Annotated in this window: 29 protein-coding genes and 1 other RNA gene; 21 read left to right on the forward strand and 9 right to left on the reverse strand. The window is 66.8% G+C overall.

Annotated features, from left to right (window positions below):
- The first annotated feature begins 75 nt into the window (after positions 1 to 75).
- From RMO95_RS07200 to RMO95_RS07265, 14 genes are all read left to right on the forward strand, one after another.
- A complete protein-coding gene (locus tag RMO95_RS07200) occupies positions 76 to 1,173 on the forward strand; it encodes a glycosyltransferase family 4 protein (RefSeq protein ID WP_310449928.1) in 1,098 nt (365 codons plus the stop codon).
- Positions 1,170 to 1,889 (forward strand): class I SAM-dependent methyltransferase, encoded by a 720-nt coding sequence (locus RMO95_RS07205; RefSeq protein ID WP_310449929.1) that lies wholly within the window; start codon positions 1,170 to 1,172, stop codon positions 1,887 to 1,889. Before RMO95_RS07200 ends, RMO95_RS07205 begins: the two co-directional genes overlap by 4 nt.
- Positions 1,867 to 2,928: a glycosyltransferase family 9 protein gene (locus RMO95_RS07210; RefSeq protein ID WP_310449930.1), complete on the forward strand. Its 1,062-nt coding sequence runs from the start codon at positions 1,867 to 1,869 to the stop codon at positions 2,926 to 2,928. Before RMO95_RS07205 ends, RMO95_RS07210 begins: the two co-directional genes overlap by 23 nt.
- Positions 2,925 to 3,995, forward strand: a complete 1,071-nt coding sequence (locus tag RMO95_RS07215; RefSeq protein ID WP_310449931.1) for a glycosyltransferase — start codon at positions 2,925 to 2,927, stop codon at positions 3,993 to 3,995. Before RMO95_RS07210 ends, RMO95_RS07215 begins: the two co-directional genes overlap by 4 nt.
- Positions 3,996 to 4,062: 67 nt before the next feature.
- Positions 4,063 to 4,308: a hypothetical protein gene (locus RMO95_RS07220; protein WP_310449932.1), complete on the forward strand. Its 246-nt coding sequence runs from the start codon at positions 4,063 to 4,065 to the stop codon at positions 4,306 to 4,308.
- A gap of 12 nt (positions 4,309 to 4,320) precedes the next feature.
- A complete protein-coding gene (locus RMO95_RS07225) occupies positions 4,321 to 4,749 on the forward strand; it encodes a TA system VapC family ribonuclease toxin (protein ID WP_310449933.1) in 429 nt (142 codons plus the stop codon).
- A 37-nt stretch (positions 4,750 to 4,786) separates the two neighbouring features.
- Positions 4,787 to 6,622 carry an asparagine synthase (glutamine-hydrolyzing) gene (gene asnB / locus RMO95_RS07230; protein ID WP_310449934.1) on the forward strand — a complete coding sequence of 612 codons (1,836 nt, stop codon included), beginning with the start codon at positions 4,787 to 4,789 and terminating at the stop codon, positions 6,620 to 6,622.
- A 2-nt stretch (positions 6,623 to 6,624) separates the two neighbouring features.
- Positions 6,625 to 7,185 (forward strand): acyltransferase, encoded by a 561-nt coding sequence (locus RMO95_RS07235; RefSeq protein WP_310449935.1) that lies wholly within the window; start codon positions 6,625 to 6,627, stop codon positions 7,183 to 7,185.
- Between the two features lie 3 nt (positions 7,186 to 7,188).
- Positions 7,189 to 7,902, forward strand: coding sequence for an FkbM family methyltransferase (locus RMO95_RS07240; protein ID WP_310449936.1), 714 nt, complete (start codon positions 7,189 to 7,191; stop codon positions 7,900 to 7,902).
- Positions 7,903 to 8,045: 143 nt separating this feature from the next.
- Positions 8,046 to 9,023, forward strand: coding sequence for a glycosyltransferase (locus tag RMO95_RS07245; RefSeq protein WP_310449937.1), 978 nt, complete (start codon positions 8,046 to 8,048; stop codon positions 9,021 to 9,023).
- 41 nt (positions 9,024 to 9,064) lie between these two features.
- Complete coding sequence (locus tag RMO95_RS07250; RefSeq protein ID WP_310449938.1) at positions 9,065 to 10,249, forward strand: ATP-binding protein; 1,185 nt, start codon at positions 9,065 to 9,067, stop codon at positions 10,247 to 10,249.
- A complete protein-coding gene (locus RMO95_RS07255; RefSeq protein WP_310449939.1) occupies positions 10,246 to 11,223 on the forward strand; it encodes a glycosyltransferase in 978 nt (325 codons plus the stop codon). Before RMO95_RS07250 ends, RMO95_RS07255 begins: the two co-directional genes overlap by 4 nt.
- On the forward strand, positions 11,220 to 12,536 hold the full coding sequence (locus RMO95_RS07260) for an O-antigen ligase family protein (protein ID WP_310449940.1): 1,317 nt from the start codon (positions 11,220 to 11,222) through the stop codon (positions 12,534 to 12,536). Before RMO95_RS07255 ends, RMO95_RS07260 begins: the two co-directional genes overlap by 4 nt.
- Positions 12,537 to 12,600: 64 nt before the next feature.
- Entirely contained in the window at positions 12,601 to 13,773 is a 1,173-nt protein-coding gene (locus RMO95_RS07265; RefSeq protein WP_310449941.1) for a glycosyltransferase family 4 protein, read from the forward strand.
- Here RMO95_RS07265 and RMO95_RS07270 read toward each other — a convergent pair.
- Together RMO95_RS07270 and rfaQ are read right to left on the reverse strand one after the other, a co-directional pair.
- A complete protein-coding gene (locus tag RMO95_RS07270; RefSeq protein WP_310449942.1) occupies positions 13,755 to 14,852 on the reverse strand; it encodes a glycosyltransferase family 4 protein in 1,098 nt (365 codons plus the stop codon). The genes RMO95_RS07265 and RMO95_RS07270 overlap by 19 nt on opposite strands.
- Positions 14,853 to 14,997: 145 nt before the next feature.
- Positions 14,998 to 16,101, reverse strand: a complete 1,104-nt coding sequence (gene rfaQ / locus RMO95_RS07275) for a putative lipopolysaccharide heptosyltransferase III (protein WP_310449943.1) — start codon at positions 16,099 to 16,101, stop codon at positions 14,998 to 15,000.
- A 109-nt stretch (positions 16,102 to 16,210) separates the two neighbouring features.
- Here rfaQ and zapB point away from each other — a divergent pair, with 109 nt between their 5' ends.
- The 5 genes from zapB to RMO95_RS07300 all read left to right on the forward strand — a co-directional run bounded on the left by zapB (position 16,211) and on the right by RMO95_RS07300 (position 18,517).
- Positions 16,211 to 16,405, forward strand: coding sequence for a cell division protein ZapB (gene zapB / locus RMO95_RS07280; protein WP_310449944.1), 195 nt, complete (start codon positions 16,211 to 16,213; stop codon positions 16,403 to 16,405).
- Positions 16,406 to 16,586: 181 nt separating this feature from the next.
- Positions 16,587 to 16,913: a cell division protein ZapA gene (locus RMO95_RS07285; RefSeq protein WP_310449945.1), complete on the forward strand. Its 327-nt coding sequence runs from the start codon at positions 16,587 to 16,589 to the stop codon at positions 16,911 to 16,913.
- A gap of 59 nt (positions 16,914 to 16,972) precedes the next feature.
- A non-coding RNA gene (gene ssrS, locus RMO95_RS07290) (6S RNA) lies at positions 16,973 to 17,152 on the forward strand.
- Between the two features lie 91 nt (positions 17,153 to 17,243).
- Positions 17,244 to 17,717: an EVE domain-containing protein gene (locus RMO95_RS07295; protein WP_310449946.1), complete on the forward strand. Its 474-nt coding sequence runs from the start codon at positions 17,244 to 17,246 to the stop codon at positions 17,715 to 17,717.
- A complete protein-coding gene (locus RMO95_RS07300; RefSeq protein WP_310449947.1) occupies positions 17,714 to 18,517 on the forward strand; it encodes a sulfite exporter TauE/SafE family protein in 804 nt (267 codons plus the stop codon). Before RMO95_RS07295 ends, RMO95_RS07300 begins: the two co-directional genes overlap by 4 nt.
- A gap of 33 nt (positions 18,518 to 18,550) precedes the next feature.
- Here the strand turns inward: RMO95_RS07300 and RMO95_RS07305 are convergent, their stop codons facing one another.
- A complete protein-coding gene (locus RMO95_RS07305; protein WP_310449948.1) occupies positions 18,551 to 18,976 on the reverse strand; it encodes a DsrE family protein in 426 nt (141 codons plus the stop codon).
- Positions 18,977 to 19,155: 179 nt separating this feature from the next.
- On the opposite strand from RMO95_RS07305, the gene RMO95_RS07310 reads away from it, so the two are divergent.
- Both RMO95_RS07310 and RMO95_RS07315 read left to right on the forward strand, forming a co-directional pair.
- Complete coding sequence (locus tag RMO95_RS07310) at positions 19,156 to 19,698, forward strand: RNA polymerase sigma factor (RefSeq protein WP_310449949.1); 543 nt, start codon at positions 19,156 to 19,158, stop codon at positions 19,696 to 19,698.
- Positions 19,695 to 20,396 (forward strand): hypothetical protein, encoded by a 702-nt coding sequence (locus RMO95_RS07315; protein ID WP_310449950.1) that lies wholly within the window; start codon positions 19,695 to 19,697, stop codon positions 20,394 to 20,396. The genes RMO95_RS07310 and RMO95_RS07315 overlap by 4 nt, the downstream gene beginning before the upstream one ends.
- Before the next feature lie 167 nt (positions 20,397 to 20,563).
- Here RMO95_RS07315 and RMO95_RS07320 read toward each other — a convergent pair whose 3' ends face one another.
- From RMO95_RS07320 to RMO95_RS07345, 6 genes are all read right to left on the reverse strand, one after another.
- A complete protein-coding gene (locus tag RMO95_RS07320; RefSeq protein ID WP_310449951.1) occupies positions 20,564 to 21,265 on the reverse strand; it encodes a glutathione binding-like protein in 702 nt (233 codons plus the stop codon).
- Between the two features lie 56 nt (positions 21,266 to 21,321).
- Positions 21,322 to 21,756 carry a DUF2721 domain-containing protein gene (locus RMO95_RS07325; RefSeq protein WP_310449952.1) on the reverse strand — a complete coding sequence of 145 codons (435 nt, stop codon included), beginning with the start codon at positions 21,754 to 21,756 and terminating at the stop codon, positions 21,322 to 21,324.
- 11 nt (positions 21,757 to 21,767) lie between these two features.
- A complete protein-coding gene (locus RMO95_RS07330; RefSeq protein ID WP_310449953.1) occupies positions 21,768 to 22,679 on the reverse strand; it encodes an acyltransferase in 912 nt (303 codons plus the stop codon).
- A gap of 46 nt (positions 22,680 to 22,725) precedes the next feature.
- Positions 22,726 to 24,246 carry a malonyl-CoA synthase gene (locus RMO95_RS07335; protein WP_310449954.1) on the reverse strand — a complete coding sequence of 507 codons (1,521 nt, stop codon included), beginning with the start codon at positions 24,244 to 24,246 and terminating at the stop codon, positions 22,726 to 22,728.
- A 13-nt stretch (positions 24,247 to 24,259) separates the two neighbouring features.
- Positions 24,260 to 25,588, reverse strand: a complete 1,329-nt coding sequence (locus RMO95_RS07340; RefSeq protein WP_310449955.1) for a TRAP transporter large permease — start codon at positions 25,586 to 25,588, stop codon at positions 24,260 to 24,262.
- A 283-nt stretch (positions 25,589 to 25,871) separates the two neighbouring features.
- A complete protein-coding gene (locus RMO95_RS07345; protein WP_310449956.1) occupies positions 25,872 to 26,384 on the reverse strand; it encodes a TRAP transporter small permease subunit in 513 nt (170 codons plus the stop codon).
- Positions 26,385 to 26,475 lie beyond the last annotated feature (91 nt).

A 26,475-nucleotide genomic window follows, 5' to 3' on the forward strand; every position in this document is an offset into this window, starting at 1 on the left:
GACTACGGTTCAGTCGCGTTCGCGACTTCCGGTTATTGGCTTGCTGCCCCCTTGGGGCGGCCCGGCGGAGGCAGCGTGAAAATTCTCCACACCGAAGCCTCCTGTGGCTGGGGCGGCCAGGAAATCCGCATCCTCGAAGAGTCGCGCGGACTGATCGCGCGCGGCCATCAGGTCAGCATCGTCTGTCCGGCCCACGCCCGCATGACGGCCGAGGCGCCGCGTTTCGGCGTGCCGGTGGTGGCGCTGCCGCTCGAGTTCAAGACCATCGCCGGCTTCAGGGCGCTGCGCCACCATCTCGCCGCGACACGCCCCGACGTGGTGAACACCCACAGCTCGGCCGATTCCTGGCTGACCGGACTGGCCTGCGCCACGCTCGGCGGGCCACCGGCCATCGTGCGTACCCGCCATATTTCGGCGCCGGTCTCGGGCAACTTCGCCAACCGCTGGCTTTACCGCCAGGCCAAGGGCGTGGTCACCACGGGAGAGAGTCTGCGCCGCCACCTGCTGGAGACCCTAGCCCTCGACCCGCGGCGCGTGGTCTCGGTGCCCACCGGCATCGACACCGAACGCTTCAGTCCCGTCAAATGCTCGGCGGACAAGTCCTCGGCGCGGCTGGCCCTCGGCCTCGATCCGGCACGCCGCTATCTCGGCATCGTCGCCACGCTGCGCAGCTGGAAGGGGCATCTGTTCCTGCTCGATGCCTTCGCCAGCCTGAACCGGCCCGACCTGCATCTGCTGATCGTCGGCGAAGGCCCGATGCGTGGCCCGATCGAAGACAAGATCGCCGCGCTGAAGCTGGGCGGGCACGTCACGCTCGCCGGCCAGCGCAGTGACCCCGAACACTGGCTGCAGGCGCTCGACATATTCTGCCTGCCCTCCTACGCCAACGAAGGCGTGCCGCAGGCCATCCTGCAGGCCATGCTCTGCGCCCTGCCGATAGTCACGACGCCGGTCGGCGCCATCCTCGAAGCCGTCAGCGCCGGCAACACGGCGCTGGTGGTGCCGCCGCAGGATGCCGCAGCACTCGCGCGCGCCATCGCCCGCCTGCTCGACGACAGCGAGTTCGCCACGCGCCTCGGCGAGAGCGCGCGGCGGCGCGCCAGCGCCAACTTTTCCAAGGAAACCATGCTCGACCGCATGGAATCCGTCTTCCTCCAGGCCACGACACCATGAGCAAGCCCCTCGACTGGACCACGGTGTCCGACGACCCCAACAACCGCGAGGCCAAGGCCGCGGTACGTGCCTGGCTGAGGACCGCGCAGCGCGTGCATACCGACAGCGACCTGCTCGGCCACATCGAAAGCCTGGTGCGTGACAAGCGCGTGCTCGACATCGGCGTGGTGTCGCACAGCGCGCGCTACTTCGACCTGCCCGACTGGCGCCATGGCCGCGTCCACAAGGCGGCCGGCTACTGCGTCGGCATCGACATCCTGGAGCCGTTGGTCAAGGAGCTCAACGAGCGCGGCTTCAACGTGCGCTGCGTCGACGCCACGTCCGAAACGGACATGGGCGAGCGCTTCGACGTGGTCTTCATCGGCGACGTGGTCGAGCACGTGGACAACGCCGTGCTGCTGCTGAAATTCGCCGCGCGCCACCTCGCCCCCGGCGGCAGCCTCTACGTGACCACGCCGAATCCCTTCTCGCGCAAGTTTTTCCGCCAGTTCAAGCGCGAGGGCGTGATGGTGGTGAACCTCGACCACGTGGCCTGGATCACGCCGACGCTGGCCATGGAACTGGCGCGCCGCGCCGGCATCGCGCTGGCCGCCTACCACCTGGTCAAGCGCTTCTCGCCCGCGGCGCTGCTGGTCAAGCGCCTGATCGGCTGGCGCCTGGAGCCGGCGGAATTTTCCTTTCCCGATTACCTGTATGAGTTCGTCCGGCGCGACTGAAACCGAGCTACCCGAGCCGCGCGACATCCTCTACATCAATGTCTCGCGCATCGGCGACACGCTGCTGGTGACGCCGGCCGTGCGCGCCGTCGCCGCGCGCTGGCCGCAGGCGCGCATCCATCTGCTGGCGCATCCGAAGCGCGAGGAAGTGCTGCGCTTTTTGCCCTTCATCCATCGCACCGGCACCATCGAAAAGCAGCGCGCGCGCTTCATGGGCTGGGTAGGGAATCCATTCGCGGGCAAGCCCTACGACCTGGCCTTCGTCTGTAATTTCGACGCGCCGCTGGTGGAGTACGCGCTGCGCGTCGCGCGGCGTGTCGTCGCCTTCCGCCAGCCCGACGCGGCGTTGAACGCGCGACTGTACAAAGCAGTCGAGCACCCGGCGCTGCAGGCCACCCACGCCGTGGATATCCAGCTCATGCTGCCGGCCGCAGTCGGCGCGGCGCCGGCCGGCAAGGCGCTAAGCTATCGCGTCACGGCCGACGAGGCGCAATGGGCGGCGGGTTTTCTGGCCAAGCACGGCGCCGAACAAAAACATCCGCTGATCGGCCTGCAGGTCGCGAGCTTCCCGACCAAGGCCTACCGCGACTGGCCACCCGGCCACTTCAGCGAACTCTGCCGGCGCATCCGCGGGCGCTGGCCGCAGGCGCACTTCCTGATCTTCGGCGGCGAGCTTGAAAAGAGCCGCACCGAAGCGCTGGCAAGCGAGCTCGGCGGCGGCGCCACGCTCTGCGCCGGCAAGCTCAGCTTGCGCGAAACCGCGGCGCTGATGAGCCGCGTCGACCTCTATGTCGGCGTCGATACCGGACCCACGCACCTGATGGGCGCCATGCAGCGGCCGATGGTGGCGCTCTACCACGGCTATTCGCCGAGCCGCGTGCTGGCGCCGCTCGACCATCCCTGCCTGTATGCGATCGACCACCCGCTGGCCGACCGCTGCACGCCCGAGGCGGACATGGCCGAGATCACGGTGGACCGCGTCTGGGCCGCGGTGCAGCAGGCGCTCGGGGAACGCGCGACGGAAACTCGTGTCGCATGAGGTTCGCGCTGTTCACCACTAACCTCGCCGGCGGCGGCGCCGAGAAGGCGCTGGCCAAGATAGCCAGCGGCCTGGCGGCGCGCGGCCACGAAGTGGATTTCATCGTCTGCGAGGATGCCGGCAAATACCCGCCGCCCGCCGGCTGCCGCTTCCAGGCGCTGGCCGCGCGCGCCGGCCACGGCTGGCTGGGCAAGCGGCGCCTGGCCTGGCGCCTGAATCGTTGGCTGGCATCGAATCCACACGAGTTGCTGGTGTCGACTCTGCCTTTCGCCGACGAAGTCGCGGCACTGGCCGGCATCCCGCGCCACGTCTGCCGCATCGCCAACACGCTGTCGGCCGAGATCGCGCGCCTGCCGGCGGCCAAGGCACAGCGCCGCGCCGCGCGTTACCGCGCGCTTTACGGCACGCGGCGGCTGGTCGCCGTGTCGCAGGGCGTCGCGAACGATCTGCGGACCGGGTTCGGCGTCGATGCCGCTCGGGTGACCGTGATCGCCAATCCCTTCAACTTCGCCGCGATCCGCGCGCTGGCCGCCGAACCCTGCACGGCGCGGCCGGCCGCTCCCTACATTCTTCACGTCGGCCGCTACGCCGCGCAGAAGCGCCACGACCTGCTGCTCGCCGCCTTTGCGCAAGCCGATTTGCCGCAGCAGCTGGTGCTGCTGACGCCGCCCGACGCGCGGCTGACGGCATTGATCGCGCAGCACGGCCTGCAACGCCGTGTCGCCAGCGCCAACTTTCAGGCCAACCCCTATCCCTGGATGGCCGGTGCCGACATGCTGGTGCTGTGCTCCGACCACGAAGGCCTGCCCAATGTGCTGATCGAGGCGCTGGCCTGCGGCACGCGCGTCGTCAGTACCGATTGCCCCTCCGGTCCGCGCGAGATCCTCGTCGGCGAACTGGCTCAAGGCCTGGTGCCCTGCGGCGATGCGGCTGCGCTGGCGGCGGCGATGCGGGCCGCGCTGGCGGCGCCGAAACCCGGCGCCGGAGCCGTCGCCGCAGCGCTGGCGCCCTACGCTGCGGAGCGGGCGCTGGACGCCTGGGAAGGTCTGGCGTGGAGTCAAGCGTGAGCGGCATTTCTCTTGCCGGCAGGCATCTGATGCGCTAGCATCACCGCATCAACCATCGGAGCAAGCCATGCGCACCACCCTCGACATCGAAGACGACGTTCTGGCGGCCGCCAAGGAACTGGCGCGGCGCAGCCATACCAGCGCCGGACGGGTGATTTCGGACCTTGCGCGGCGCGCCCTGACCCAGTCGGCACCGACCTCCGGCACGGCTCAGGAGCCCGAAGCGATCTATGGCTTCCGGCCCTTCCCCTCCCGCGGCGGCGTAGTCAGCAACGAAAAAGTCGACCAGTTGCGCGACGAAGAAGGCATCTGAGCCCTGTCCTCGATGCGCGCCCTGCTCGACGTCAATGTGCTGATCGCACTGCTCGACGGCGATCATCTGCACCACGTCCGCGCGCGCGACTGGCTCAAGGACCACATCGCGGCCGGCTGGGCCTCATGTCCGCTGACCCAGAACGGCTGTATTCGCATAATGTCCCAGCCCGGCTATCCGAATCCCTTGCCCGCCGCCGCCATCGCGACGCGCCTCGCCGAAGCCACCGGCACGCCGCACCACGTCTTCTGGCCCGACACCGTGAGCCTGCTCGACGCCGAACGCATCGCCTGGAACGCGGTGCTCGGCAGCCGCCAGGTCACCGATGTCTATCTGCTGGCGCTGGCCGTGGAACAGGGCGGAACCCTGGTCACGCTCGATCGCGCCGTGCCGCTGAAGGCCGTGGCCGGGGCGAAGGCGCGGCACCTGGCGGTGATCTGATCTTGCGCCCCGACCAAGCAAGCCGAGGACACTGCTGATGTGCGGCATCCTGCTCATCGCCGGTGATTCCTTCCGTGCCGATTTCGCGGCTGCGCTGGAAACGCTCAAGTCGCGCGGCCCCGATGCGCGCGAGACCCTGGCCCACGGCGACGCCCTGCTCGGCCACGCGCGGCTGGCGGTGATCGACATTGCCGGCGGACGCCAGCCGATGAGCACGGCCGACGGCCGGCTGGCCATGGTCTACAACGGCGAGATCTACAACTTCGCCGCGCTGCGGCGCGAACTCGAAGCGGCCGGCCACGCCTTCGCCACGCGCTCCGACAGCGAGGTGCTGCTGACCGGCTACCGGCACTGGGGCGAAGCCGTGCTGCACAAGCTCGACGGCATGTTCGCCTTCGCCATTCACGACCGTGCCGACGGCAGCGTCTTCCTCGCCCGCGACCGGCTCGGCATCAAGCCGCTGTTCTGGGGCGAGCAAGGAAATAATCTCGTCGCGGCCTCGACCCTGGCACCCTTCTTCGCCTTCGCGGCCTTTCCGAAAAAGCTCGATGCCGAAGGCCTGCGCGACTATCTGGCCTTCCAGACGCCGTTGGCCCCGCGTACCCTGGTGCGCGACATCCATGCCCTGCCACCGGGAGCCTGCCTGCGTTGGATGCCCGGCGCGCGGGCGACGCCGCGCCAGTGGTGGGCCATTCCCGACGCATCGGAAAAAGCACCCGAGCGCGAAGCGCTGGTGGCCGAGACTGACGCCCTGCTGGCGCAGGCGATCAGGGACCAGCTCGTCGCCGACGTGCCGCTCGGCGCCTTCCTGTCCGGCGGCATCGACAGTAGCCTGGTGGTGCATTACATGGCGCAGGCCGGCGCCGCCCCATTGAAAACCTTCAGCGTGCGCTTCGCCGAAGCCGGCTTCGACGAGAGCCCGCATGCCCGTGCGGTAGCCGACAAATACGCCACCGAGCACCACGTGCTCGACGCCCCCGAACTCACCGCCGACACGCTGGCCGCGGCGCTGGCCGACCTCGACCAGCCGCTGGCCGATCCGGCCTACATCCCGACCTGGGCGTTGTCGCGGCTGACGCGGCAACATGTCACGGTGGCGCTCTCGGGCGACGGCGGCGACGAACTGTTCGGCGGCTATCCGCGCTTTCTCGACGGCGCCGACCGCTTTCCCGACAGCGCCGGCAAGCGCCTGCTGCGCGCGCTGCTGCGCCACGGTCTGGCGCCGGCCAGCCTGCGCCGACGCGCGCTGGCCGGACCCGAACTGCTGCTCTACCGCCGCGTCGAGCTGGGCGATTACCCGGGCAGCCGCAAGGACCTGCGCCGCTATCTGGCGCCCGATGTGGCTCGCGCCGCACGCCCGGAGCGCACCCTCGAACTCTGGCGCGAGCTCGCCGCGCGTCACGGCGGCTACGATCGCGGCGCGCTGCTGCGCGCCGACCTGTGGACCTATCTCTCGGAAAACTGCCTGGCCAAGACCGACCGCGCCAGCATGGCGCACGGCCTGGAAGTGCGCGTGCCGCTGCTGGCCAACGCGATCCAGGACCGCATGCTGCGCCTGCCGGCCGCGGTGCATTTCGACGCCGGCGGCGGCAAGGCGGTCCTGCGCGCGCTGGCGCGCAAGCACCTGCCGGAAGGCGTCTGGAACCGCGAAAAACACGGCTTCTCGGTGCCGCTGCGCGCCAACTTCGCCGGCGCGTGGCGCGACTGGGGCGCAGCCCAGGTCGCCGCGGCGGCGACGCGCGCACCCTGGCTGGCCGCCGGCCCGCTGGCCGCCTTGTGGCAGGAAGCGCAGCAAGGGCGGGGGAATGTACGCCTGATGTACACTTTCGCCGTGCTGCTGGCCTGGCTCGAATCGCATCCGCTGGAAGGCTGACCTTGAATCTCTTCAAGCATCTGATGTTCATCCTGCAGCAGCGCCGCGCCGGCAACCGCGTGTCCTTCTCCGCCTATCTCAAGGGCCATGAGCGCATCGAACTCGGCCACGGCTGCAAGATCCACGCCGACGCCTCGGTCGATGCCTCGCGCAGCCCCGGCGTCAAGCTCGGCGACAAGGTCACGCTGAACCGCTATGCCTATGTCCAGGGCGGCAACGGCGGCGTGCGCCTGGGCGACCGGGTCGAGATCAACAATCACAGCATCGTCAATGGCACCGGCGGCGTCGATATCGGCGAGGACACGCTGGTCGGCCCCGGCGTACGCATCATCTCCTACCAGCACCGGCATGCGCGCGGCGCGACGATACGCTCGCAACCGGTGATCGCCTTGCCGATACGCATCGGCCGCGATGTCTGGCTCGGCGCCAATGCAATCATCCTCGCCGGGGTCACGATCGGCGACGGTGCCGTGGTGGCCGCCGGTGCCGTGGTGCGCGAGGACGTGCCGGCTTATGCCGTGGTCGCCGGAGTCCCGGCCACGATCAAAAAATACAGGGAATAGACCATGCGCAAGAACGGCCGCACCGCACGCAAGCTGAAGAAACTCGCCTGGCGCTTCAGTCAGCCCGATTGGGCAGACAATCACGGCGTCATGCTGCCGGTCAAGCACAAGCTGGTTTCGCCGGGCATCGCCCGCGAGATCTATCTGGGCGACTACGAGGCCAAGGAAATCGAGATCATCTCGCGGCGCCTGGCGGCCGACGACGTGGTGTTCGAGGTCGGCGCCGGGCTCGGCTTCCTGTCGGCCTACTGCGCCAAGCGCAGCGGCGCGAACAAGGTGTTCGCCTACGAAGCCAACCCGGAACTGATCCCGCTGATCCGCGAAACCCATGCGAAGAACGACGTCGCGCCGACCCTGATCAACGCGCTGCTGGCCAAGGGCGATGGTGAGCGCGAATTCCATCTCGAAGACGACTTCTGGGCTTCGTCGGCGCATCGCACCGGCGGGCGCGCCATCACCGTCAAACAGCTCGACCTCAACGCCGAACTGGCGCGCGTCAAGCCCAGCTTCCTGATCGTGGACATCGAGGGTGGCGAAGCCGAGTTCTTCGCCGGCGCCGATCTGGCGACGGTGCAAAAGATCTGCGTCGAAACCCATCCCGACGTGCTCGGCGACCGCGTGCTGTCGCAGATGTTCGCCGGGCTGGTGGCGCAGGGTTTCGCGCTGGATTTTTCGCTGATCCGCAAGAACGTGTTCTTCTTCCACAGGCCGGCATGAGCGCCGCCCGCCGATGGGCCGCGCCCCGCAGGAAGTCCCCCCGGGGGACCCCAAGGGCGGCGCAGCCAGCGATTTGGAGCGGCATAGCCGCGAACCGCGGTCACCCCCGCCGCCCGGGACGGGGGTTGGGGGGTGGGTAGTTCATGACGGTCAGGGATGTCCTGCTGATCGCCCACGGCAGCCTGCATCCGGCCCTGCGCCGCGAACTGGCGGCACGCGGCCTGAGCTTGCGCGAAAGTCGACGCTGGCAGGACGCCGATCGCAGCGATCCGCAACGCATCCTCGGCGCCTATACCTGGTTCTACGAAGGCCTGCGTCATCCGCTGACGATCTGGGGCATGCGCCGCTTCCTGCGCCGCCAGGGCATACCGCTCTTCGTCTGGAACCAGGATGCGCCGCATTACCTGAACCGCGCCGCCTGGCGCCTGGATTGGCTGGACCGTGCGCGCCTCTATGACATTTACGCCACGCACAGCCTGGTCGATGCGCGGCGCAGCTTTGCTGACAGCACGCTCTACCTGCCGAATGCCGCCGACACGACCCGCTACCACCTCCACGGTGCGACGCTGGAGAGCTTGCGCGACCCGAGCCGCTATGACTATGACGTCAGCTTCTTCGGCGCCATGGACGGCGCCCGCTACAAGGAGATGCGCGCGCGCCAGGAATTTTTCGCCGCACTCGGCGAGCGGCTGACGGCGCGCGGCATCCGTTTCCTGTTCCGCGAATCGGCCGGCATGAACGTCGAAGAACAGGTGGCGCTGATCCAGACCAGCTGCATCAACCTCAACTTCGGCGCCTCCTGCGACTACGGTGCGGCGCTGGCCTCGGGCCTGCCCGAACGCTGCTACGGCATCCCGGCCTGCGGCGGCTTCCTGCTTTGCGACCGCCGCACCCATGCCCGCGACGACTTCACGCCCGGCGAGAACTGGGCCGAGTTCGACGGACTCGACGACGCCGTGGCCCGCATCGAACATTGGCTGGCGAACTTCGCCGCCGCGCGCGAGCTGGCCGAGCGCTGCCACGCCCATGTCATGGCGCGGCATACCTATGCTCAACGGGCCACCGCTCTGCACCACGCGCTAATCGCCTGGCATGACGGCCGCCGCGGCCATATCCAATAGTTATCCTTGCAATCTGACTGTTGACACATCAAAATACAAGGATGAATTATCCCCGCCGCCTGCTGGAAGTCCTTCGCGAACGCCTCGATTTCTACCCCGGCATGGTCCTGCTGGGGCCGCGCCAGGCGGGGAAGACGACGCTCGCCAAAGCGCTTGCCGCGACACGCCCGGACGCGCTGATCCTCGATCTTGAACGGGCGGGCGACCGTGCCGCCCTGGCCGAGCCGGAACTCTTCTTCCGCCAGAACCGGCAGCGCCTGGTAATCCTCGACGAGGTGCAACACCAGCCGGGCCTCTTCGTCGCCCTGCGACCGGAAATCGACGAGGAGCGCCGGCCGGGACGCTTTCTGATGCTGGGATCGGCCTCGGGCAAACTGCTGCGGCAAAGCGCCGAATCGCTTGCGGGTCGCGTCGGCTACCTGGAACTGGCGCCGCTGCTTGCAAGCGAAGTGCAGGCCACGACGCGCACGGTACACAAGTTGCTGTTGCGCGGCGGTTTCCCGCCGAGCTTCGACGCGCCCAGCGATGCCCTGTCCATGTTGTGGCGCGAAGATTTCATCCGCAACTTTCTCGAGCGCGATCTGCCGCAATTGGGCGTGGGAACCTCGGCGGCGACACTGCACCGCTTCTGGCGCATGCTGGCTCACGTTCACGCGCAACAGTTCAATGCCTCGCAACTGGGTCAGTCCCTGGGCGGAGCAAGTCATTCCACCGTCGCCCATTATCTCGATCTGCTGGTCGATGCCCTGCTGGTACGCCGGCTGGAACCCCTGGCCGTCAATCTCGGCAAACGCCTGGTAAAAACCCCGAAAATCTATATCCGCGACTGTGGCTTGCTCCATGCCTTGCTCAACATTGCGGACAGCAACGCATTGCATGCCCACCCAGTTCTGGGCGCCTCCTGGGAAGGTCTCGTGGTGGAACAGATTGCGGCCCACGCCCCGCCCGGCACCGAACTTAATTACTTCCGTACCGCTGCCGGCGCCGAGATCGACCTGGTGCTGACGCTGGGCGACCGGCGCTTCGCCTTCGAAATGAAATACTCGATGACGCCGAAGCCGACCAAGGGCTTCTGGCATGCCATGAAAGACCTCGCGATCGACCGTGCCTGGGTGGTCGCACCCGTAGACCATGGCTACCCGCTGGCCGAAAACGTCGAGGTCATCACCCTGGAGCACCTGCCCCGGGCGATGACCGAAGCGATGGCCGGAGCACCGACGCCATGAACCAGCCGCTGCTCTCGCTGGTCGTTCCGGTGTACAACGTTGCGCCCTACCTGCCGCGCTGCCTGGAAAGCCTCGCCGCGCTGAACCCGCCGGCCGACGAGATTATCGTCGTCGACGACGGTTCGACCGACGACTGCCCGGCCATCCTTGCCGAGTTCGCGCCGCGCCTGCCGCAGATGCGCGTGATCCGTCAGGAGAACGGCGGCCTCTCGGCGGCGCGCAACACCGGACTCGATGCGGCGCGCGGCAGGTACTTGGCCTTCGTCGATTCCGACGACTTCGTCGCGCCCGACGCCTACGCCGAGGCGTTGCGCCTGGCCGAGGACGAAAACCTCGACATGGTGCTGCTGAACGCCAATTACCACTTCGAAGGCCGCCAGGCAGACTACGCGATCTACGCCGACGTGCCCGCCACCGACGTCATTGCCGGTCGCGAGTGGCTGCGCCGGCGCTTCCGCGCGGGGCGCTTGCTGCACATGGTCTGGATGCACCTCTATCGTCGCGAGTTCATCGAGGCGCATCAGTACCGTTTCGTGCCGCGCCTGATCCACGAAGACGTGATCTGGACCACTCGTGCGCTGCTGGCAGCGCAGCGCGTGCGCTACACCGGGCACACCGCCGTGCACTACCGGATTCCACTGCGCCGCTTCACACCCGAGCAGGGTCAGCGCCGCCTGCAGGCCATCGTGGACAGTAGCGTGGTCAACGCCCAGGCACTGGCGGCGATGTGCGCCCGGCTTGACGACGATCCCGAACTGCGCCGGCTGCTGGCCGACCACCTGGTCGACGGTGCGCTGTCGGTGTTCCACAAGCTGCCGAAAATGTCCGACCGCGCCGCCGCGGCGGCCACCTTGCGCCGCCTGCGCCGCGACGAATTCATGGGCCTGTTGTGGCGCCATGCCGCGAATGCGGCGCAGCGCCGGCGGGTCGCGCGGCACTGGCTGCGCTCCTGGCTGGCGGGAAGCGGCAAGTGATTTCCGTCGCCCCAACGATGACCTGGTTCTGGCAGGCCTGGCTGGCCGCCGTGGTCTTCGTTTTTCCCATTCCGCATACCATCGCCCTGCGCAACCTGTTGCTGCTGGTCGGCCTGCTGGCGGTGCTGGCCACGCTGCGGGGCGCGCGCCGTTCGCTGCGGCGGCCGCTGCTGAAACCGGCGGCATGGGCGCTGGTGGCGACCACGGCCTGGCTGGCCGTGCATTCCATCGCCGTGGCGCCAGCACCAACTCTTGCGCTGGACAACCTGCGCGGCGACTGGGTCCTGCCGCTGCTGACGGCGGCCCTGGCAGCCTACGCCGCGGCACGCGTGGAAGCTCGGCTGGCCATCCGCGCCGTCATCGCGGCGCTGCTGGCACATATGCTCTGGATGTTCGGCTGGCAACTCTGGTTGCTGCTTGCCACCGGCGCCGTGGCAGACGGATCGAAGGGCATCGTGCCCTTCGGCGAACGCGACTATCACAGCACGCTTGCCGGGTTTCTACTGGCCTTGCTGCTCGGCGAAAGAACGGCGGCCCATAGCGGCGGCGACGGATTTTTTGCAGCCCGGCCGGCATGGATCGGGCTGGGCCTGGTGCTGCTCGCCGACGTCGTGCTGCGGGTACGCAACGGTACCCTCGTCAGCGCCCTCCTTCTGTCGCTGGCGGCGCTCTGGATGGCGCGGCACCGGTCGCGCTTCGTCCTGTTGCTGGTCTTCGTGGTCATGCTGGGCGGCACCTCCTTGGCGCTCGACAAGCGCTGGAGCGGATTGAAGGAATCCCTTGATGCCGGCTGGAATTCGCCGAGCATGTACTGGCTGAGCGGCGACCAGGCCTTGCGGCCCACGACGGCTTCCGGCACCGACATCGACGATTCGGCCTACCTGCGCGCCGCCTGGGCACACCAGGCCGTGCAGGCGATAGTCGAACGGCCGCTGGGCCTCGGCTACGGCCGCGACGGTTTCGGCCGCGCGGTCGAGGCGAAATACGGATTCAAGGGCATGATCAGCAGCCACAGCGGCTGGCTGGATTTCGCACTGGCGGCCGGCCTGCCCGGCCTCGCCCTGCTGCTGTTGAGCGCCGGGCTGGCCATGCGCGGCGGCTGGCGACAATTCCGCCAGCATGGCGACGCGGCCGGCCTGATGTTCTGTTTCCTGATCGGCGGCTACCTGCTGCGCTGCCTGCTCGACGGCCATCTGTCCGGCTGGCGCCTGGGGTTGTTCGCCTTCCTCTGCGGCGTGCTGATCGCGGCGATGAAGCCCGCACCAGGAACATTAACAGCTTATCCCCCGCCCCTTCTCCGGGAGAAGGGGTGACTATGGCTCGCTACGCTCGCAGACTCTTGGCGGGTCCGCCTTGGGGCGGCCCGGCGGCAGACCTATGAACCTCGTCCAGATCAACCTGCAGCCGCACTTCGGCGGGGGCGAGGTATACACCGCCTTCCTCTGCCGCGCGCTGTCGCAGCTCGGCGTGCCGACGCGCCTCTTGGTGCATCCGCGCGCCGGCTTCTGGGACCGGCTCGGCTTGCCGGCCGACACCGAACGCATCGCCGTCGCCGATCCGGCCGACCTGCCGCATCACCTGCCGACCGGGCCGCTCTGGCTGCTCTCGCACGGCCCGCTGCCGGCCTCGCTGCGCGGCGCTATCCCGGGCCGGCTGCGCACGGCGATCGCCCACATGCCGGTGCAGGGCCGCGACCCGGCGGCCTTCGCCGATCACGACCGCATCTACGCCGTCTCGGCCTGGGTGCGCGACGGCCTCATGGCCGCCGGACTGCCGGCCTGGAACGAACCGCTTTACGGCGTTGCCGAACTGGGTGCGCGTGCCGGCGACGGCGCCGGTGCGATCCGCCGCGCCAGCCGCTACGACTGGGACCGGCGCAAGGGGCGCGACCGCCTGCTCGGCGCGCTCGAACCGCTGATCGAGGCGCTGCGGCCGCATCCGCCCTTTGTCCGGCGCACGGGCCTGACGCTGGGCATCGTCTCGCGCCTGACGCCGATCAAGCAGTTTCCGCTGCTGTTCGCACAGCTGGCGCCGGTGCTGGCGCGCCACCCGCAGGTGCATCTGGAAATCTTCGGCAGCGGCGGCTATGCCTCGGTGCGCGACCTCGACGCGGCGCTGCGGCCCTGCGCCGGGCAGGTGCGCTACTGGGGCCAGCAGGGCAATGTCGCGGCGATATATCGCGAACTCGACTACCTGCTCTCCGGCCTGCCGGAAAAGGAGGCGCTGGGCCTCAACATCATCGAGGCGCAGGCCTGCGGCACGCCGGTGATCGCGGTGAATGCGCCGCCTTTCACCGAGACCGTGGTGGACGGCGCGACGGGTTTTCTCTATCGCGATCCGCGCCAGGATGGCGGCGCGGATTTCGGCCGCCTGCTCGACCAACTGCTGGCGGGCCGGGCGCGGCCGCAACCGGAGTTGGCGCAAGAGCATCTGCAGCGCTTTAGCTTCGCTGCCTTCGTCGAACGCCTGCGGCCGGTGCTGGCCGACGCCGAGCGCTTTGCGCGCCGGGATTTTCCCTTCGGGGGCCGGCGTCAGACCAGACGGGAATAAAGCCCCATCAACTGCGCCGCCATCGCGTCCAGTTCGAGATGGGCGACGCTGGCGCGCGCCGCGTCGCGCATCGCCGGCGCACGGCCGCACAAGCTGTCGAGGCTGGCCGCCAGGGCCGTGACGTCGCCGGCATCGATCACGGCGCCGTTGTCCGCCGTGACCAGTTCCGCCGCGCCGCAGGTGGTGGTGGTGACGAGCGGCAGACCGCAGGCCAGCGCCTCCAGCGCGGCGTTGGGGAAGGGATCGTAGAGCGTGGGCAAGGCGAACACGTCGGCCGCGCCATAGAAGGGCTTGACGTCGACCTGGGCGCCAAGGAAGAGCACGCGCTCGTCAATGCCCAGGGTCTGCGCCAGCTTGCGCATCAGCATCTCGTCCTTGTCGCGGCCGATCACCCAGAGCCGCGCGTCGTTCCGCCGCATCATGGCCAGCGCGCGCAGCAGGGTCGGCAACCCCTTGCGCTCATAGCCGGAACCGACGAAAAGCAGCACCGGCGTCGCCGCGGCGACGCCGGATTTTTCGCGCAGGCCCAGTCCCCGCTCCTCGCGCAGGCGCGGATGGAAGGCCTGCAGATCGACGCCGCTGTAGATCACCTGCAGCTTCTCGTCGGCGACGCCGAAACGGCGCGCGATGTCGTCCCTGACCATGCGCGAATTGCAGATCACCGTGCGCAGCTTCGGATGGCGAAACATCGCGGCTTCGGCCGCCAGCGTGTAGCGGTGCCAGGGCGCAAAACGGTCGAAGGCCTTGTTGCGCAGATCCAGCCAGGTGGCATGGACGCCGTCGCCGGCGCGGTAGATGTCGCAGCCCGGAATGCGCTCGTGACTTTGCACCAGGTCGAAGCGCCCTTGCGCCATCAGGCGCTGCACGCCGCGGGCAAAGCCGGCATCGCGCCAGCGGCGGCCGAGGTAGAAGGGATCGACGCGCACGCATTGCACGCCGCCCGCCGCATCGCCTCGCCATTCCCGCGCCACGATGGAGACATCGACGCCCCTGGCCTTCAGCGCCGCCAACGCGCGCTCGACAAAGCGCTCGGCGCCGCCGAAGGGTGTGTACTTCTGGCGCACGATGGCGAGTTTCATGAGATGCACAAGCTTCTTGCCACAGAGGACACAGAGTTCACAGAGTGAAAGGCGGAAGACCGAACCCAGGGTCGGAATCCATCCATAGAATGCCGATGTCTCTCTCTGTGAACTCTGTGTCCTCTGTGGCTAATGGTCTTGATCTTCAAGCGCACAACAACTCCTCGCAGGCAGCCAGCACCTGCGCCACGGGCAAGGTGGTCAGGCAGTCGCTGATCTTGCTGTCGTTGCAGCCGGCCATGCCGCAGGGACGGCAGGGGTGGGTGTTCGAGGCGACGACCACATGGCCCCTGTGTACGTGATCCCACGGCCCCCATTCCTGATCGCCCGAGGGGCCGAAGATCGCCACCACCGGCGTGCCCATCGCCGCCGCGATGTGCATCGGCGCCGAATCGACGCCGACAAAGAGCCTGGCCCGCGCCGTCAGCGCCGCAAGCTCCTTGAGCGAGAGCTGTCCGCAGAGGTCGATAGTTGGCGCTGGTGCCCCGGCGTTCCTGGCGCGTGCCGCCGCTACCTCGGCGATCAGCGCCTTCTCGCTCGCGTCCGGCGCCGAGCTCAGTACGATGGGCCAGCCCTTGGCCGCCAGCGCATCGCACAAGGCCGCTACACGCTCCGCGGGCCAGCATTTGAAGGCCCAGCGTGATGCGGGATGGACGTGAATGAAGCCGCCCGCCGCCAGTCCGTGCGCGGCCAGCAAGGCCGCCACGCGCGCTTCGGCCGCCGCCCCCGGCACCATGATCACGCGCTTGTCGGCAGCGGCCGGTTCCATTCCCAGCACACGCAGGCTGTCGAGATTGGTTTCCACGGTGTGGCGCAGCGGGTCCGACTGCGCCGGGTAGAGGTGGGTGAAACTCTTGGCCCAGAAGCCGGTGCGAAACTTGGGCGCCACCGACCAGCGCGGCCGCAGCAGGCGCACCAGCCAGGCGCCGCGCGTATGCACCGAAAGATGCACGACCAGATCGTAATGCCGCGACCGCAGAGCCTGTATCAGCCGCCACTCGGCGGCGGACTGGCGCCGCAAGCCCTGCCGCTTCCAGTTGCGGTCGATCAGGTGCAGTTGCGCCAGCGCCGGGTGGCCGTCGAGCATGGGCGCGGTGTCGGCATAGACCAGCGCATCGACTTCGCATTGGGGCGCAATGCGCTGCAGCATGGAAATTACCGGTGTGGCGAGCAGGACGTCGCCATGATGGCGCAGCTTGATCACCAGCGCGCGACGCAGGCTGGCCGCAGAGAAGACTTCAAGGGGCATGGGCGCATTTTGCCAGACCCGGGTAAATTACCTACGACGCCCTCCAAACGACATTCAGATCGGCAGCTTGTTGCTTGACCTGATTACACTTTTCCATGAAACTCGCTCTATGAGCGTTTCCCTCGATCAACTTGAGCGCAAGGTCGACCAGATAGTCGCCGTGTGCAGCAGCCTGCGCAGCGAGAACCAGCTTCTGCGTGCCCACGTCGCAAACCTGGAGGCCGAAAAGGCGGCGCTGACGAAGAAGATCGACGCCACCCGCGAACGCCTCGAAACCCTGATGACACGGTTGCCGGAAGAATGAGCGCCCCGCACGGCCGCCCGAAGGGGCGCCAGCCAAAACATGGAGCCGCACAGCGGCGAACCGCTGTCACCCCCTTCCGTGGGGCGGAGGCGGGAATTCGCGAAGCACTGCTTCGCGCCGCCGTAGCCGGCCGGCTGTGCAAAGCCGGCAGTGGGACGGGGGAGGGGGGGAAGGCAGACCAATGAGCGCATCCCTTGAAGTCAAACTGCTGGGCAAGGATTATCGCGTCACCTGCGAGCCCGAAGAACGCAGCCAACTGCTGGCCGCCGCGGCCCTGCTCGACGCCAAGTTGCACGAAGCCGGCGACAGGATGCCCACCGGCGCACGCGGCTCCGGCGAGCGCATGGCGGTGATGGTGGCGCTGAATCTGGCCCACGAATTACTCGCCATGCAGAGCACTCCGGAACATCTTGCGGCGACGCTTGAAAGCGAATCGATTCAGCGTAGAATCGATTTCATCGAAGCCAAGCTCGACGAATCGCTGGCACAGCACGAACAGTTGTTCTGATCGTTGCCTGAGCCGGTTCCCGCAGTCGATTCGCGAATGAGTTGCCTGGCTTCCCAGAGCTTCCCCTGCAGTGTTCGCCAAGGCCATACATTCCTTGAACCAATACCCATTGGCATCGGCCGCAGACCAAGGACGCCGCTGTTGTGATCGCTCCTCGTGAGCGAACCTGAAGCGGCAGGAACGTGGCCACTCTGAACCCAGGTTCAGGCTGCCGGCCAAACGGCACTTGCGGGGGAATCAAACAGCAGGGCGCGAAGCTTTTCGCGCCCTGTTTCGTTGTGTCCCGGCCCCCTCTCGGGCAGGACGGTATCCACGCATGAGGCTGGCTGAATGACGCGCTACTGGCTGATGAAAACCGAGCCCGCGGTGGTGGGCATAGACCACGTGCTGGCGATGCCGCAGCAGACCGTCGATTGGTGGGGCGTGCGCAACTACCAGGCGCGCAATTTCATGCGCGACCAGATGCAGGTCGGCGACGGCGTGCTGTTCTACCACTCGTCCTGCCCCGAGCCGGGCATCGCCGGGCTGGCCGAAGTTGCGCAGCTGGCCTATCCCGACCGCACCCAGTTCGACCCGAAAAGTCCCTACTTCGACCCCAAATCGACGCCAGAAAATCCGCGCTGGGTGAATGTCGATGTGCGCGTCGTGAAGAAGACGCGGCTGATCGGACTCGACGAACTACGCGCGCATCCGGAACTCGCGCACTTGCGCGCCCTGCAGCGCGGCAACCGGCTGTCGATCACCCCGGTCGATCCGGCGGAATGGAAATTCATCACCGGCAAACTCATGAAGGCGGCCAAATGACGATCTGGTGGTTGAGCTACCCGCTGCTCGGCGTCTTCGCCGGTTTCGTCGCCGGCCTGTTCGGCGTCGGCGGCGGACTGACCATCGTGCCGCTGCTGTTCATGATTTTCACGGCGCAGGCCTTCCCGGTCGAGCACAGCATGCACCTGGCGCTCGGCACTTCGATGGCGACCATCGTGTTCACCTCGATCGCCAGCATGCGCGCCCATCATCGGCACGGCGCCGTGCGCTGGGACATCGTGAAAAGTTTCGCGCCGGGGCTGGTGATCGGCACCCTGTCCGGTTCCTTCATCGCCACCTGGGTGCCGACCCGGCCGCTGGCCATGGTATTCACCGCGATCGTGTATTACGCCGCGCTGCAGATGGCGCTCGACTTCAAGCCCAAGCCGCACCGCCAGTTGCCGGGAACCCCGGGCATGGTCATCACCGGCACGCTGTTCGGCGTGGTGTCGAGCCTAGTCGCCGCCGGCGGCGGTTTCCTGACGATTCCCTTCATGGTGTTCTGCAACGTGGTGATCCACCATGCCGTCGGCACCTCGGCGGCGCTCGGCTTCCCGATCGCGGTGGCCGGCACCGTCGGCTACATCCTGAGCGGCCTCAAGACCTCTGGCCTGCCGGATTTTTCGCTCGGCTATGTCTATTTGCCGGCCTTCGTCGGCGTGGTCGCCGTCAGCTTCCTGACGGCCCCGGTCGGCGCCAGGCTGGCGCACAAGCTGCCGGTCAAGCAGCTCAAGCGCGCTTTCGGCGGTTTTCTGGCGCTGCTGGCGAGCAAGATGCTGCATGGCCTGCTGACCGGCTGAAGCGCAAGCAGCCGGGTTACCGCAACGCCTGGACTACGGCCGGACCACGGTCCAGCCCTGCTTGCTCTTCTCGACGATTTCGATGATGCCGGCCTTGACGTAACCAACTTTCGGATGCATGTCGGCCTTGGACAGCTTCTGTCCCTTCATGGTGTTCTCGCACATGGAGACGCTGGCGCCGCTCGCCAGGGTATCGTCGATGCGGTTCGCCAGCGGCGAATCGAACTTGAGCAGCCCCGAACCATTGCCGAAGACCACCAGCTCGATGTCGACCTTGTCCTTGCCGTATTCCGCCTGGATGTTCTTGACGACGTTCAGCGCCTGATTCCAGGTCTTGGTATCGCCGTCGCTGACCTGGATCACGATGCCCTGTTTGGCCGGTTCCGCAATCGCTGCCGGGGCCGCGGCCACGAGCATGGTTCCGGCAAGTGCCAGTTGCACGAATGTTCTGCGAATCATGGTGACTCCTCTCTGTGTGGATGAATGAAGCTGTTTTTTGAACTCTGCGTACCCCGGTCGCCCGGTGGTCGCAGCTATAAGACGTGTTTGGGGCGTGGTTTATTCCCGGCGGCGGCCGCTGGCGCGAGGGAATAAATCTGCCGTATGCTGCGTCTTATGGAGACAGGAGGTAGAACCGCATGAAGTGGCTGCAGTCGAGGGAACAGCGCGAGCTGGTGGAGCAGATCAAGGATAGCCGCCTGCGGCTGTATCGCCTCGCCTTCGCCTGGTGCCACGACGCGGGCCTGGCCGACGACCTGGCCCAGGAAACCTTGACGCGCGGGCTTTCCAGGCTCGATCAGCTGCGCGACTCGGCGCGCCTCATGGGGTGGCTGTTCGCGATTCTCAATCGCTGCTGGATCGACCACCTGCGCGGCCGGCGCGAGGACTTCGACGACGAACTGCTCGCCGAGCTGCCGTCGGATCTGCCGGGACCGGACAGCCATGTCGAACGCCAGGAAACAGTGAGCCGGGTGCGCACCGCAATCGCGGCCCTGCCGCTGGGGCAGCGCCAGGTGGTCACCCTGATCGACCTGGAGGACTTTTCCTATGCCGAAGTTGCCGAAATTCTGACGATACCGATCGGCACCGTGATGAGCCGCCTGTGCCGCGCGCGCGCTTCGCTGAAGGAACTCCTGCTGGAACCGCCGGTGGCCCAAAGACACCTGAGGAGCGTGAAATGAACCAGCCCCGGGATTTTTCCGACGAGCACCTGAATGCCTTCGTCGACAACCAGCTCGGTGTTCAGGAGTGCGACGAGATTCTCGCCGCGATCGCCAGCGACGCCGATCTCGGCCAGCGGCTGTGCGCCCTGCGCTCCGCCAAGGAGTTGGTACGCCATGCCTATGGCAATGTGCCGCCCGCGCGCCACAGGCTGGATCGCCGCCTGCCGGTCTGGTGCGGCGCACTCGCCGCCAGCATCACCCTGGTGGTCGGCGTATTGGCCGGTTGGCTGGGGCACCAGGCGACGGCCACCGCCGAAGCGCCCGGCGCGGCGACCAGTTGGGCCGGCCGCGTCTTTGCGGCGGAACCCGGCCGCATCCTGATCCATCTGGACAGTTCGCGATCGGAGCAAATGGACGCCGCGCTGGACCTGGCGGAAGCCTATCTGGCCAAGGCCAGCGACGCCCGCATCGAGATCATCGCCAACCACCGCGGCCTCGAACTGCTGCGGGTGGACACCACGCCCTATGCCGCCCGCATTGCTGGGCTCAAGGCGCAGCATGCGCGCGTCGGCTTCGTCGCCTGCGGGCAGACCATCGCGCGCCTGCAAGGCGTCGGCGTGGACGTCGAGCTGGTCCCCGAAACGACGGTGGCCAGGACCGCGATCGAGCATGTCGCCGAGCGCGTACAGCAGGGCTGGACCTACCTCAAAATCTGACAGCTTGTGAATAAATCTACTGCGCGTGCCGGATCGGGGCTTGGGCGGTGCTCGCTATCCTCACATATAACAACATATGTTCCGGTAGCTGCGCTCCGGCCGCACCCCGCTGCGGCCCGCTCGCTACGATTTCTTCACAAGCTCTGGGCAATCCAAGTACGTCTCCGTCAGGCAGGACGCACGGTGGTCGCATCCTGCCCGAACAGCACGCGTTTCGCTTCCTCGGTCACCACCGGCGCCGGGTTGATCTGCTGCGCCAGCGCATAGGCGCGCAGCGTCGCCGGGCGCTCGCGGATCGCCGCGAACCAGCGCTTGAGTTCGGGAAAATCGTCGAGATTCTGGCGCTGCCGTTGGTGCGGCACGATCCACGGGTAGCAGGCCATGTCGGCGATCGAATAGTCGCCGGCGATGAACTCGCGGCCGGCCAGCTGCTTGTTCAGCACCGCGTACAGCCGCGCCGTCTCCTTGACGTAGCGCTCGATGGCATAGGGAATCGGCTCCGGCGCGTACTGCGTGAAATGATGGTTCTGCCCCGCCATCGGGCCGAGGCCGCCCATCTGCCAGAACAGCCACTGCAGGGTCTCGTTGCGCCGACGCAGGTCCGGCGCGATGAACTGCCCGGTCTTGTCGGCCAGGTAGAGCAGGATGGCGCCCGACTCGAACACCGGGATCGGCGCGCCGCCATCGGCCGGGGCGTGGTCGACGATGGCCGGAATCCGGTTGTTGGGCGAGATCCGCAGGAAGTCCGCGGCGAACTGTTCGCCCTTGCCGATGTTGATCGGCACGATACGGTAGGGCAGTCCGGTCTCTTCGAGGAACAGGGTGATCTTGTGGCCGTTGGGCGTGGTCCAGTAGTAGAGGTCGATCATGTCAGGGTCTCCGGAAGATTCGCGGCAGGCCTGCGCCGGAATGGGCAGGCCGTCACTCAAGGCTGGTTGTGCGTGCCGGTACGCACCGCTAGATACACCTCGCGCAAGAACAGGCCGAGCCCGGCGATCATGGCCAGCATCGCGGCGATGAACAAGGCCGCTACGCCGCGCGCCAGATCGACGCCGAGCAGCGCGCCGAGGAAGGCGCCGGCCACCACCAGGCAGACCAGCAGCGCCGAGAGCACGGCGCAGAAAATCGCGTAATACACCAGCCGGCTGCGCCGCACCAGGGTGCTGATTTCCCAGTGCGTGGCCTCGGCCGCGTCGGGCGTCAGCGTCTGCAGGCGCTCCTGTACCACGCGACGGCGGTCGACGATGCGCCCCAGGCGCGTGTTCAGCGCATTGATCATGGTCGCGATGGCGGTCAGCAGGAACACCGGCGCGACCGCCAACTGGATGACACGACTGATGTCAGTGAGACTGGATTCCATGCCGTCCTCCGCTAGCGCCCGCTGCGCCCTGCCGCTTCCAGCAGGCGCGAGATCTGCGCGTCCTTGTCCTGCCACAGCTGCTGCACCCAGAGGCCGAAAGCCTCGCGCGTCGCCGCATCGGCGCCGTAGTCGCTCTTCATCAGGTGCTCCGGCACCGGCAGGGTCTGCACCCGCACGACGACCCGCCTGAGCCTGCCGCAGAGGAAATCCCAGAAGTTCGGCGCGCCGTCGGGGTAGACGATGGTGACGTCGAGGATCGCACGGAACTTGTCGCCCATGGCGTTCAAGGCCAGCGCGATGCCGCCGGCCTTGGGCTTCAGCAGGTGGCGGTAGGGCGATTGCTGGCGCTGGTGCTTGACCGGCGTGAAGCGCGTGCCTTCGAGAAAATTCATCACACTGGTGGGGATCAGGGCGAACTTCTCGCAGGCGCGGCGCGTCGCCGCCTGGTCCTTGCCGCGCATTTCCGGATGCTTCTTCAGATAGTCCTCGCTGTGGCGGCGCATGAAGGGAAAATCCAGCGCCCACCAGGCCAGTCCCATGATCGGCACCCACTTCAGCTGCTGCTTGATGAAGAACTTGAGCAGGGGAATGCGCCGGTTGAACAAATGCTGCAGGATGAAGATATCGGCCCAGGTCTGGTGGTTGCTATTGACCAGGTACCAGTTGTGCGGATCGAGCCCGTCTATGCCTTCGACATCCCACGCGGTGCGCTGGGTCAGCGCCATCCAGCCGCTGTTGCCGGAAATCCAGGTCTCGGCAATGGCGACCAGCACCGGGTCGATCCATAACCTGACGGTCTTGAAGGGCAGGATCAGCCTGATGATCGCGAACAGCAGCAGCACCGGCACCCAGAACAGCGCGTTGAGCGCCAGCAACAGCGAGGCGAGTAAACCGATCAGCGGCGCCGGCAGGAAATTCAGCATCGCCGGATCATAGCCGAACCGCTGCCGTCGCCGATACCGGGTCGACCTAGCGCCTGCGCGAATACTGCTCGCGCAGGATGTTCTTCTGCACCTTGCCCATCGCGTTGCGCGGCAACTGGTCGACCAGATACACCCACTTCGGCACCTTGAAGTTGGCCAGCTCGCCCTTGATCGCGGCGATGATCGAGGCCTCGGTCAACGCGGCGCCGGCGGCGTTCTTCTGGCGCACCACGACGGCGCTGACGGCCTCGCCGAAATCGGGATGCGGCAGGCCGATCACGGCCGACTCGGCCACGCCGGGCATGGCGTCGATCAGCTCCTCGATTTCCTTGGGATACACGTTGAGGCCGCCGGTGATCACCAGGTCCTTCGAGCGGCCGCTGATCACCACATAGCCGTCGGCATCCCGGGTGCCCATGTCGCCGGTCTTGAAGAAACCGTCGGCGGTGAATTCCTCCCGGGTCTTCTCCGGCATGCCCCAGTAGCCGAGGAAGACGTTGTCGCCGCGGACCTGGATGTTGCCGACGCTGCCGGCCTTCAGCGCCGTATCGCCAGCGCCAACTATGCGCAGCTCGGTGCCCGGCAGCGGAAAGCCGACGGTGCCGCCGCGGCGCTCGCCTGTATAAGGGTTGGAGGTGAACATGCCGCCCTCGGTCATGCCGTAGCGTTCGAGGATGGTGTGGCCGCTCCGGACCTTGAACGCGTCAAAGGTTTCCTTGAGCAGCGGCGCCGAACCGGAAACGAAGAGCCGGATGTTGCGGCAGGTCTCGCGGCCGAAGGCGGGATCGAGCAGCAGGCGCACATAGTAGGTCGGCACGCCCATGAACACGGTCGCCTCGGGCAGCAGCCGCATGGCGCGCGCGGCGTCGAACTTCGGCTCGAAGAACATCGCCGAGCCATTCAGCAGCGTGGTGTGGCAGGCGACGAAGAGGCCATGCACATGGAAGGTCGGCAGCATGTGCAGCAGCACGTCGCCCGGCTGAAAATGCCAGTAGGCATGCAGCGTCGTGGCGTTGTGCGCGAGGTTGCCGTGGGAGAGCATGGCGCCCTTGGAGCGCCCCGTGGTGCCCGAGGTGTAGAGGATCGCGGCGAGGTCGGCGGTGCTGCGCGCCGCGGTGGCGAAGGCGTCGGCATGCGCCGCGGCTGCGTCGATCAGCGAGCCGCGACCCTCGTCGTCGAGTTCCAGGACATGCGGGACGCCGGTCCTGGCCGCCAGCTCGGCGGCCAGCGCGCGCATTTGCGGACGGCAGACGAAGAGGCCGGGTTTCGCGTCGCCGAGGAAGTACTCCAGTTCGTGGCGCTGATAGGCCGGGTTGAGCGGCAGGAACACCATGCCGGCGCGAATCGCGGCGAGGTAGAGCACCAGCGCCTCGGGCGTCTTTTCCACCTGCGCCGCGACGCGGTCGCCGGGCTTGAGGCCCAGCGCCACGATCAGGTTGGCCATGCGCCCGCTGGCGCGCTCGACGTCGCCGTAAGTCCACACCCGGCCATCGGGCAGGATCATGCAGGGTGCAGCCGGGTTCTTCGGGAAATGGGCGGCGAGCAGCGAATACAGGTTCTGGTTCATGAATCGTTCGGTTTCATTTGACGTTGTTCGGCAACCACATGGCGATGTCCGGGAAGAAGGCCAGCAGTGCGATGGCCACCACCATCAGGCCGATGAAGGGCAGCGTGCCCCAGATGATCTCGGACAGCTTGATGTCGGGCGCGATCGAGTTGATGACGAACAGGTTGAGCCCGACCGGCGGATGGATCAGGCCCATTTCCATGAGGATGGTCATCACCACGCCGAACCAGACCAGGTCGATGCCGTGTGCCTTGAGCGCCGGCAGGATGATCGGCGTCACCATCAGGATGATCGCCACCGGCGGCAGGAAGAAGCCGAGCACCACCAGCAGGATGTTGGCGGCGACGAAGAAGCCCCACTTGCCCAGCGGCAGGCCGACCATCCAGCTCGCCACTTCCTGCGTGATGTGCAGGTAGCTCATGACATAGGTGTAGAGGAAGCTCATGGCGATGATCATCATGACCATGGTCGATTCGCGCACCGTGCCGCCGAGGATGGCCTTCATGTCGTTGAAGCGCCAGCAGCCGTAGATCACCATCACCATCAGCAGCGAAAAGAAGGCGCCGATGCCGGCCACTTCGGAGGGCGTCGCCCAGCCGCCATACAGCGCGACCATGATGATGACGATGATGGCGACAAAGGGCGCCAGCCGCGGCAGGGTCTCCAGCTTCTCGCGCCAGGTGAAGCTCTCCTCGCGCAGGATGTGATGGTCGTCGCCCTGCAGCCGTGCGCTGGCCTGCTCGCGGCGGAACCGGATCACCACCCATATTGAAAACATCGCGGTGAGCAGCAGACCGGGACCGACGCCGGCCATGAACAGCTTGCCGATCGACTGCTCGGTGACCACACCGTAGAGGATCAGCGTCAGCGAGGGCGGAATCAGGATGCCCAGGGTGCCGCCGGCAGCGATGATGCCGGCCGCCAGTCCGGACGAATAGCCGCGCTTGCGCATCTCCGGGATGCCGGACGACCCGATCGCCGAGCAGGTGGCCGGGCTCGATCCGCACATCGCGGCGAACACCGAACAGGCCATCACATTGGCCACGCCGAGGCCGCCGGGAATGCGCCCCATCCAGCGGTTGAGCGAGGAATACAAGTCGCCGCCGGCGCGCGACTTGCCGATTGCCGCGCCCATCAGGACGAACAGCGGAATCGTCAGCAGGACAAAGTTGTCGAGTTCCGAGTAAAGGGTTTCGGCGACCAGGCCTACCGTCTCCGACGGCATGTAGAGCAACATGAACACCAGCGCCACCCCGCCCACCGCGAATGCGATCGGCATGCCGGAGAACAGCGCGACGAAGGTGGCGATGCCGAACAGTATTCCAACCTGGAGCGTACTCATCCTGAAACCTTCACCACAGAGACAAAGAGGCACAGAGAAAGGCTAGTGCGCAGAAATGTTGAAACCGATGGATGTAGGAGCGAGCTTGCTCGCGACAACGGCTTATCGCGAGCAAGCTCGCTCCTACAGGGAATGCGCCTTTTCCTTGTTGACTGACTGCTAGTCTCCATGGAGTTTTCGCGCCGCTCGCAAGCTCCCGACGGGCCAACGTCGGAGATCGGGCAGGCACGTGTTTTTTCTCTGTGATCTCTGTGCCTCTGTGGTTCAACCGGGTTTCCCAGACTCATTCCTCATCCTCCCTGTGTTGGTGGATGTGCTGATCACCGAGTTGCACCAGCATCTGTAGCGAAAGCATGGTCATGCCCAGCGCCATGAACAGGTAGGCCGGCCACAGCTTGGGCGCCCAAGCGGTGTTGCTCATCTTGCCGTCGGCCCAGGCCTCGTGGAAAAACTTCCAGGCATGCCAGGCGATGAAAATGCAGAAGGCCATCGACAGGATGTCGCCAATCGTATTGCGCCAGCGGTTGGCGCGCACGGACAGCAGCGCGTCGAGCACTTCGATGCCGACGTGCCCGCGGGAGGCCTGGGTGAAGGCCGCGCTCATGAAGGTGGCGACGATCAGCAGCATGATCGACATTTCGATTTCCCAGTCGGTCGGCCAGCTGAGCCAGTAACGCACCACCACCTCGAAGACCAGGACGCCGCTGCAGATCACGATCAACACACCCGACACATAGCCAGTCAGGGCGTTGATCGCGGTTACGGCACGGCTGAACTGCCGCCACAATTTACGCATTGCCTAATTCCCTTTTCAGGTCATTTGTGACGCGAAGATGAACCGCAGACAGTGCGGATAGCACGGCAAGGTGAAGTCGACAACGTCACGG

This window comes from Sulfuritalea sp. (genome assembly GCF_031426875.1).
GTDB lineage: Bacteria > Pseudomonadota > Gammaproteobacteria > Burkholderiales > Rhodocyclaceae > Sulfuritalea.

Coding starts and splice junctions, on each gene's coding strand:
- RMO95_RS07220 (WP_310449932.1), top strand. CDS start 4,063: ATGCGCACCACCCTCGACATCGAAGACGACGTTCTGGCGGCCGCCAAG.
- asnB (WP_310449934.1), top strand. CDS start 4,787: ATGTGCGGCATCCTGCTCATCGCCGGTGATTCCTTCCGTGCCGATTTC.
- RMO95_RS07250 (WP_310449938.1), top strand. CDS start 9,065: ATGAATTATCCCCGCCGCCTGCTGGAAGTCCTTCGCGAACGCCTCGAT.
- RMO95_RS07215 (WP_310449931.1), top strand. CDS start 2,925: ATGAGGTTCGCGCTGTTCACCACTAACCTCGCCGGCGGCGGCGCCGAG.
- RMO95_RS07255 (WP_310449939.1), top strand. CDS start 10,246: ATGAACCAGCCGCTGCTCTCGCTGGTCGTTCCGGTGTACAACGTTGCG.
- RMO95_RS07285 (WP_310449945.1), top strand. CDS start 16,587: ATGAGCGCATCCCTTGAAGTCAAACTGCTGGGCAAGGATTATCGCGTC.
- RMO95_RS07330 (WP_310449953.1), bottom strand. CDS start 22,679: ATGCTGAATTTCCTGCCGGCGCCGCTGATCGGTTTACTCGCCTCGCTG.
- zapB (WP_310449944.1), top strand. CDS start 16,211: ATGAGCGTTTCCCTCGATCAACTTGAGCGCAAGGTCGACCAGATAGTC.
- RMO95_RS07295 (WP_310449946.1), top strand. CDS start 17,244: ATGACGCGCTACTGGCTGATGAAAACCGAGCCCGCGGTGGTGGGCATA.
- RMO95_RS07340 (WP_310449955.1), bottom strand. CDS start 25,588: ATGAGTACGCTCCAGGTTGGAATACTGTTCGGCATCGCCACCTTCGTC.
- RMO95_RS07265 (WP_310449941.1), top strand. CDS start 12,601: ATGAACCTCGTCCAGATCAACCTGCAGCCGCACTTCGGCGGGGGCGAG.
- RMO95_RS07335 (WP_310449954.1), bottom strand. CDS start 24,246: ATGAACCAGAACCTGTATTCGCTGCTCGCCGCCCATTTCCCGAAGAAC.
- RMO95_RS07300 (WP_310449947.1), top strand. CDS start 17,714: ATGACGATCTGGTGGTTGAGCTACCCGCTGCTCGGCGTCTTCGCCGGT.
- rfaQ (WP_310449943.1), bottom strand. CDS start 16,101: ATGCCCCTTGAAGTCTTCTCTGCGGCCAGCCTGCGTCGCGCGCTGGTG.
- RMO95_RS07345 (WP_310449956.1), bottom strand. CDS start 26,384: ATGCGTAAATTGTGGCGGCAGTTCAGCCGTGCCGTAACCGCGATCAAC.
- RMO95_RS07270 (WP_310449942.1), bottom strand. CDS start 14,852: ATGAAACTCGCCATCGTGCGCCAGAAGTACACACCCTTCGGCGGCGCC.
- RMO95_RS07210 (WP_310449930.1), top strand. CDS start 1,867: ATGAGTTCGTCCGGCGCGACTGAAACCGAGCTACCCGAGCCGCGCGAC.
- RMO95_RS07245 (WP_310449937.1), top strand. CDS start 8,046: ATGACGGTCAGGGATGTCCTGCTGATCGCCCACGGCAGCCTGCATCCG.
- RMO95_RS07205 (WP_310449929.1), top strand. CDS start 1,170: ATGAGCAAGCCCCTCGACTGGACCACGGTGTCCGACGACCCCAACAAC.
- RMO95_RS07315 (WP_310449950.1), top strand. CDS start 19,695: ATGAACCAGCCCCGGGATTTTTCCGACGAGCACCTGAATGCCTTCGTC.
- RMO95_RS07310 (WP_310449949.1), top strand. CDS start 19,156: ATGAAGTGGCTGCAGTCGAGGGAACAGCGCGAGCTGGTGGAGCAGATC.
- RMO95_RS07325 (WP_310449952.1), bottom strand. CDS start 21,756: ATGGAATCCAGTCTCACTGACATCAGTCGTGTCATCCAGTTGGCGGTC.
- RMO95_RS07240 (WP_310449936.1), top strand. CDS start 7,189: ATGCGCAAGAACGGCCGCACCGCACGCAAGCTGAAGAAACTCGCCTGG.
- RMO95_RS07320 (WP_310449951.1), bottom strand. CDS start 21,265: ATGATCGACCTCTACTACTGGACCACGCCCAACGGCCACAAGATCACC.
- RMO95_RS07225 (WP_310449933.1), top strand. CDS start 4,321: ATGCGCGCCCTGCTCGACGTCAATGTGCTGATCGCACTGCTCGACGGC.
- RMO95_RS07305 (WP_310449948.1), bottom strand. CDS start 18,976: ATGATTCGCAGAACATTCGTGCAACTGGCACTTGCCGGAACCATGCTC.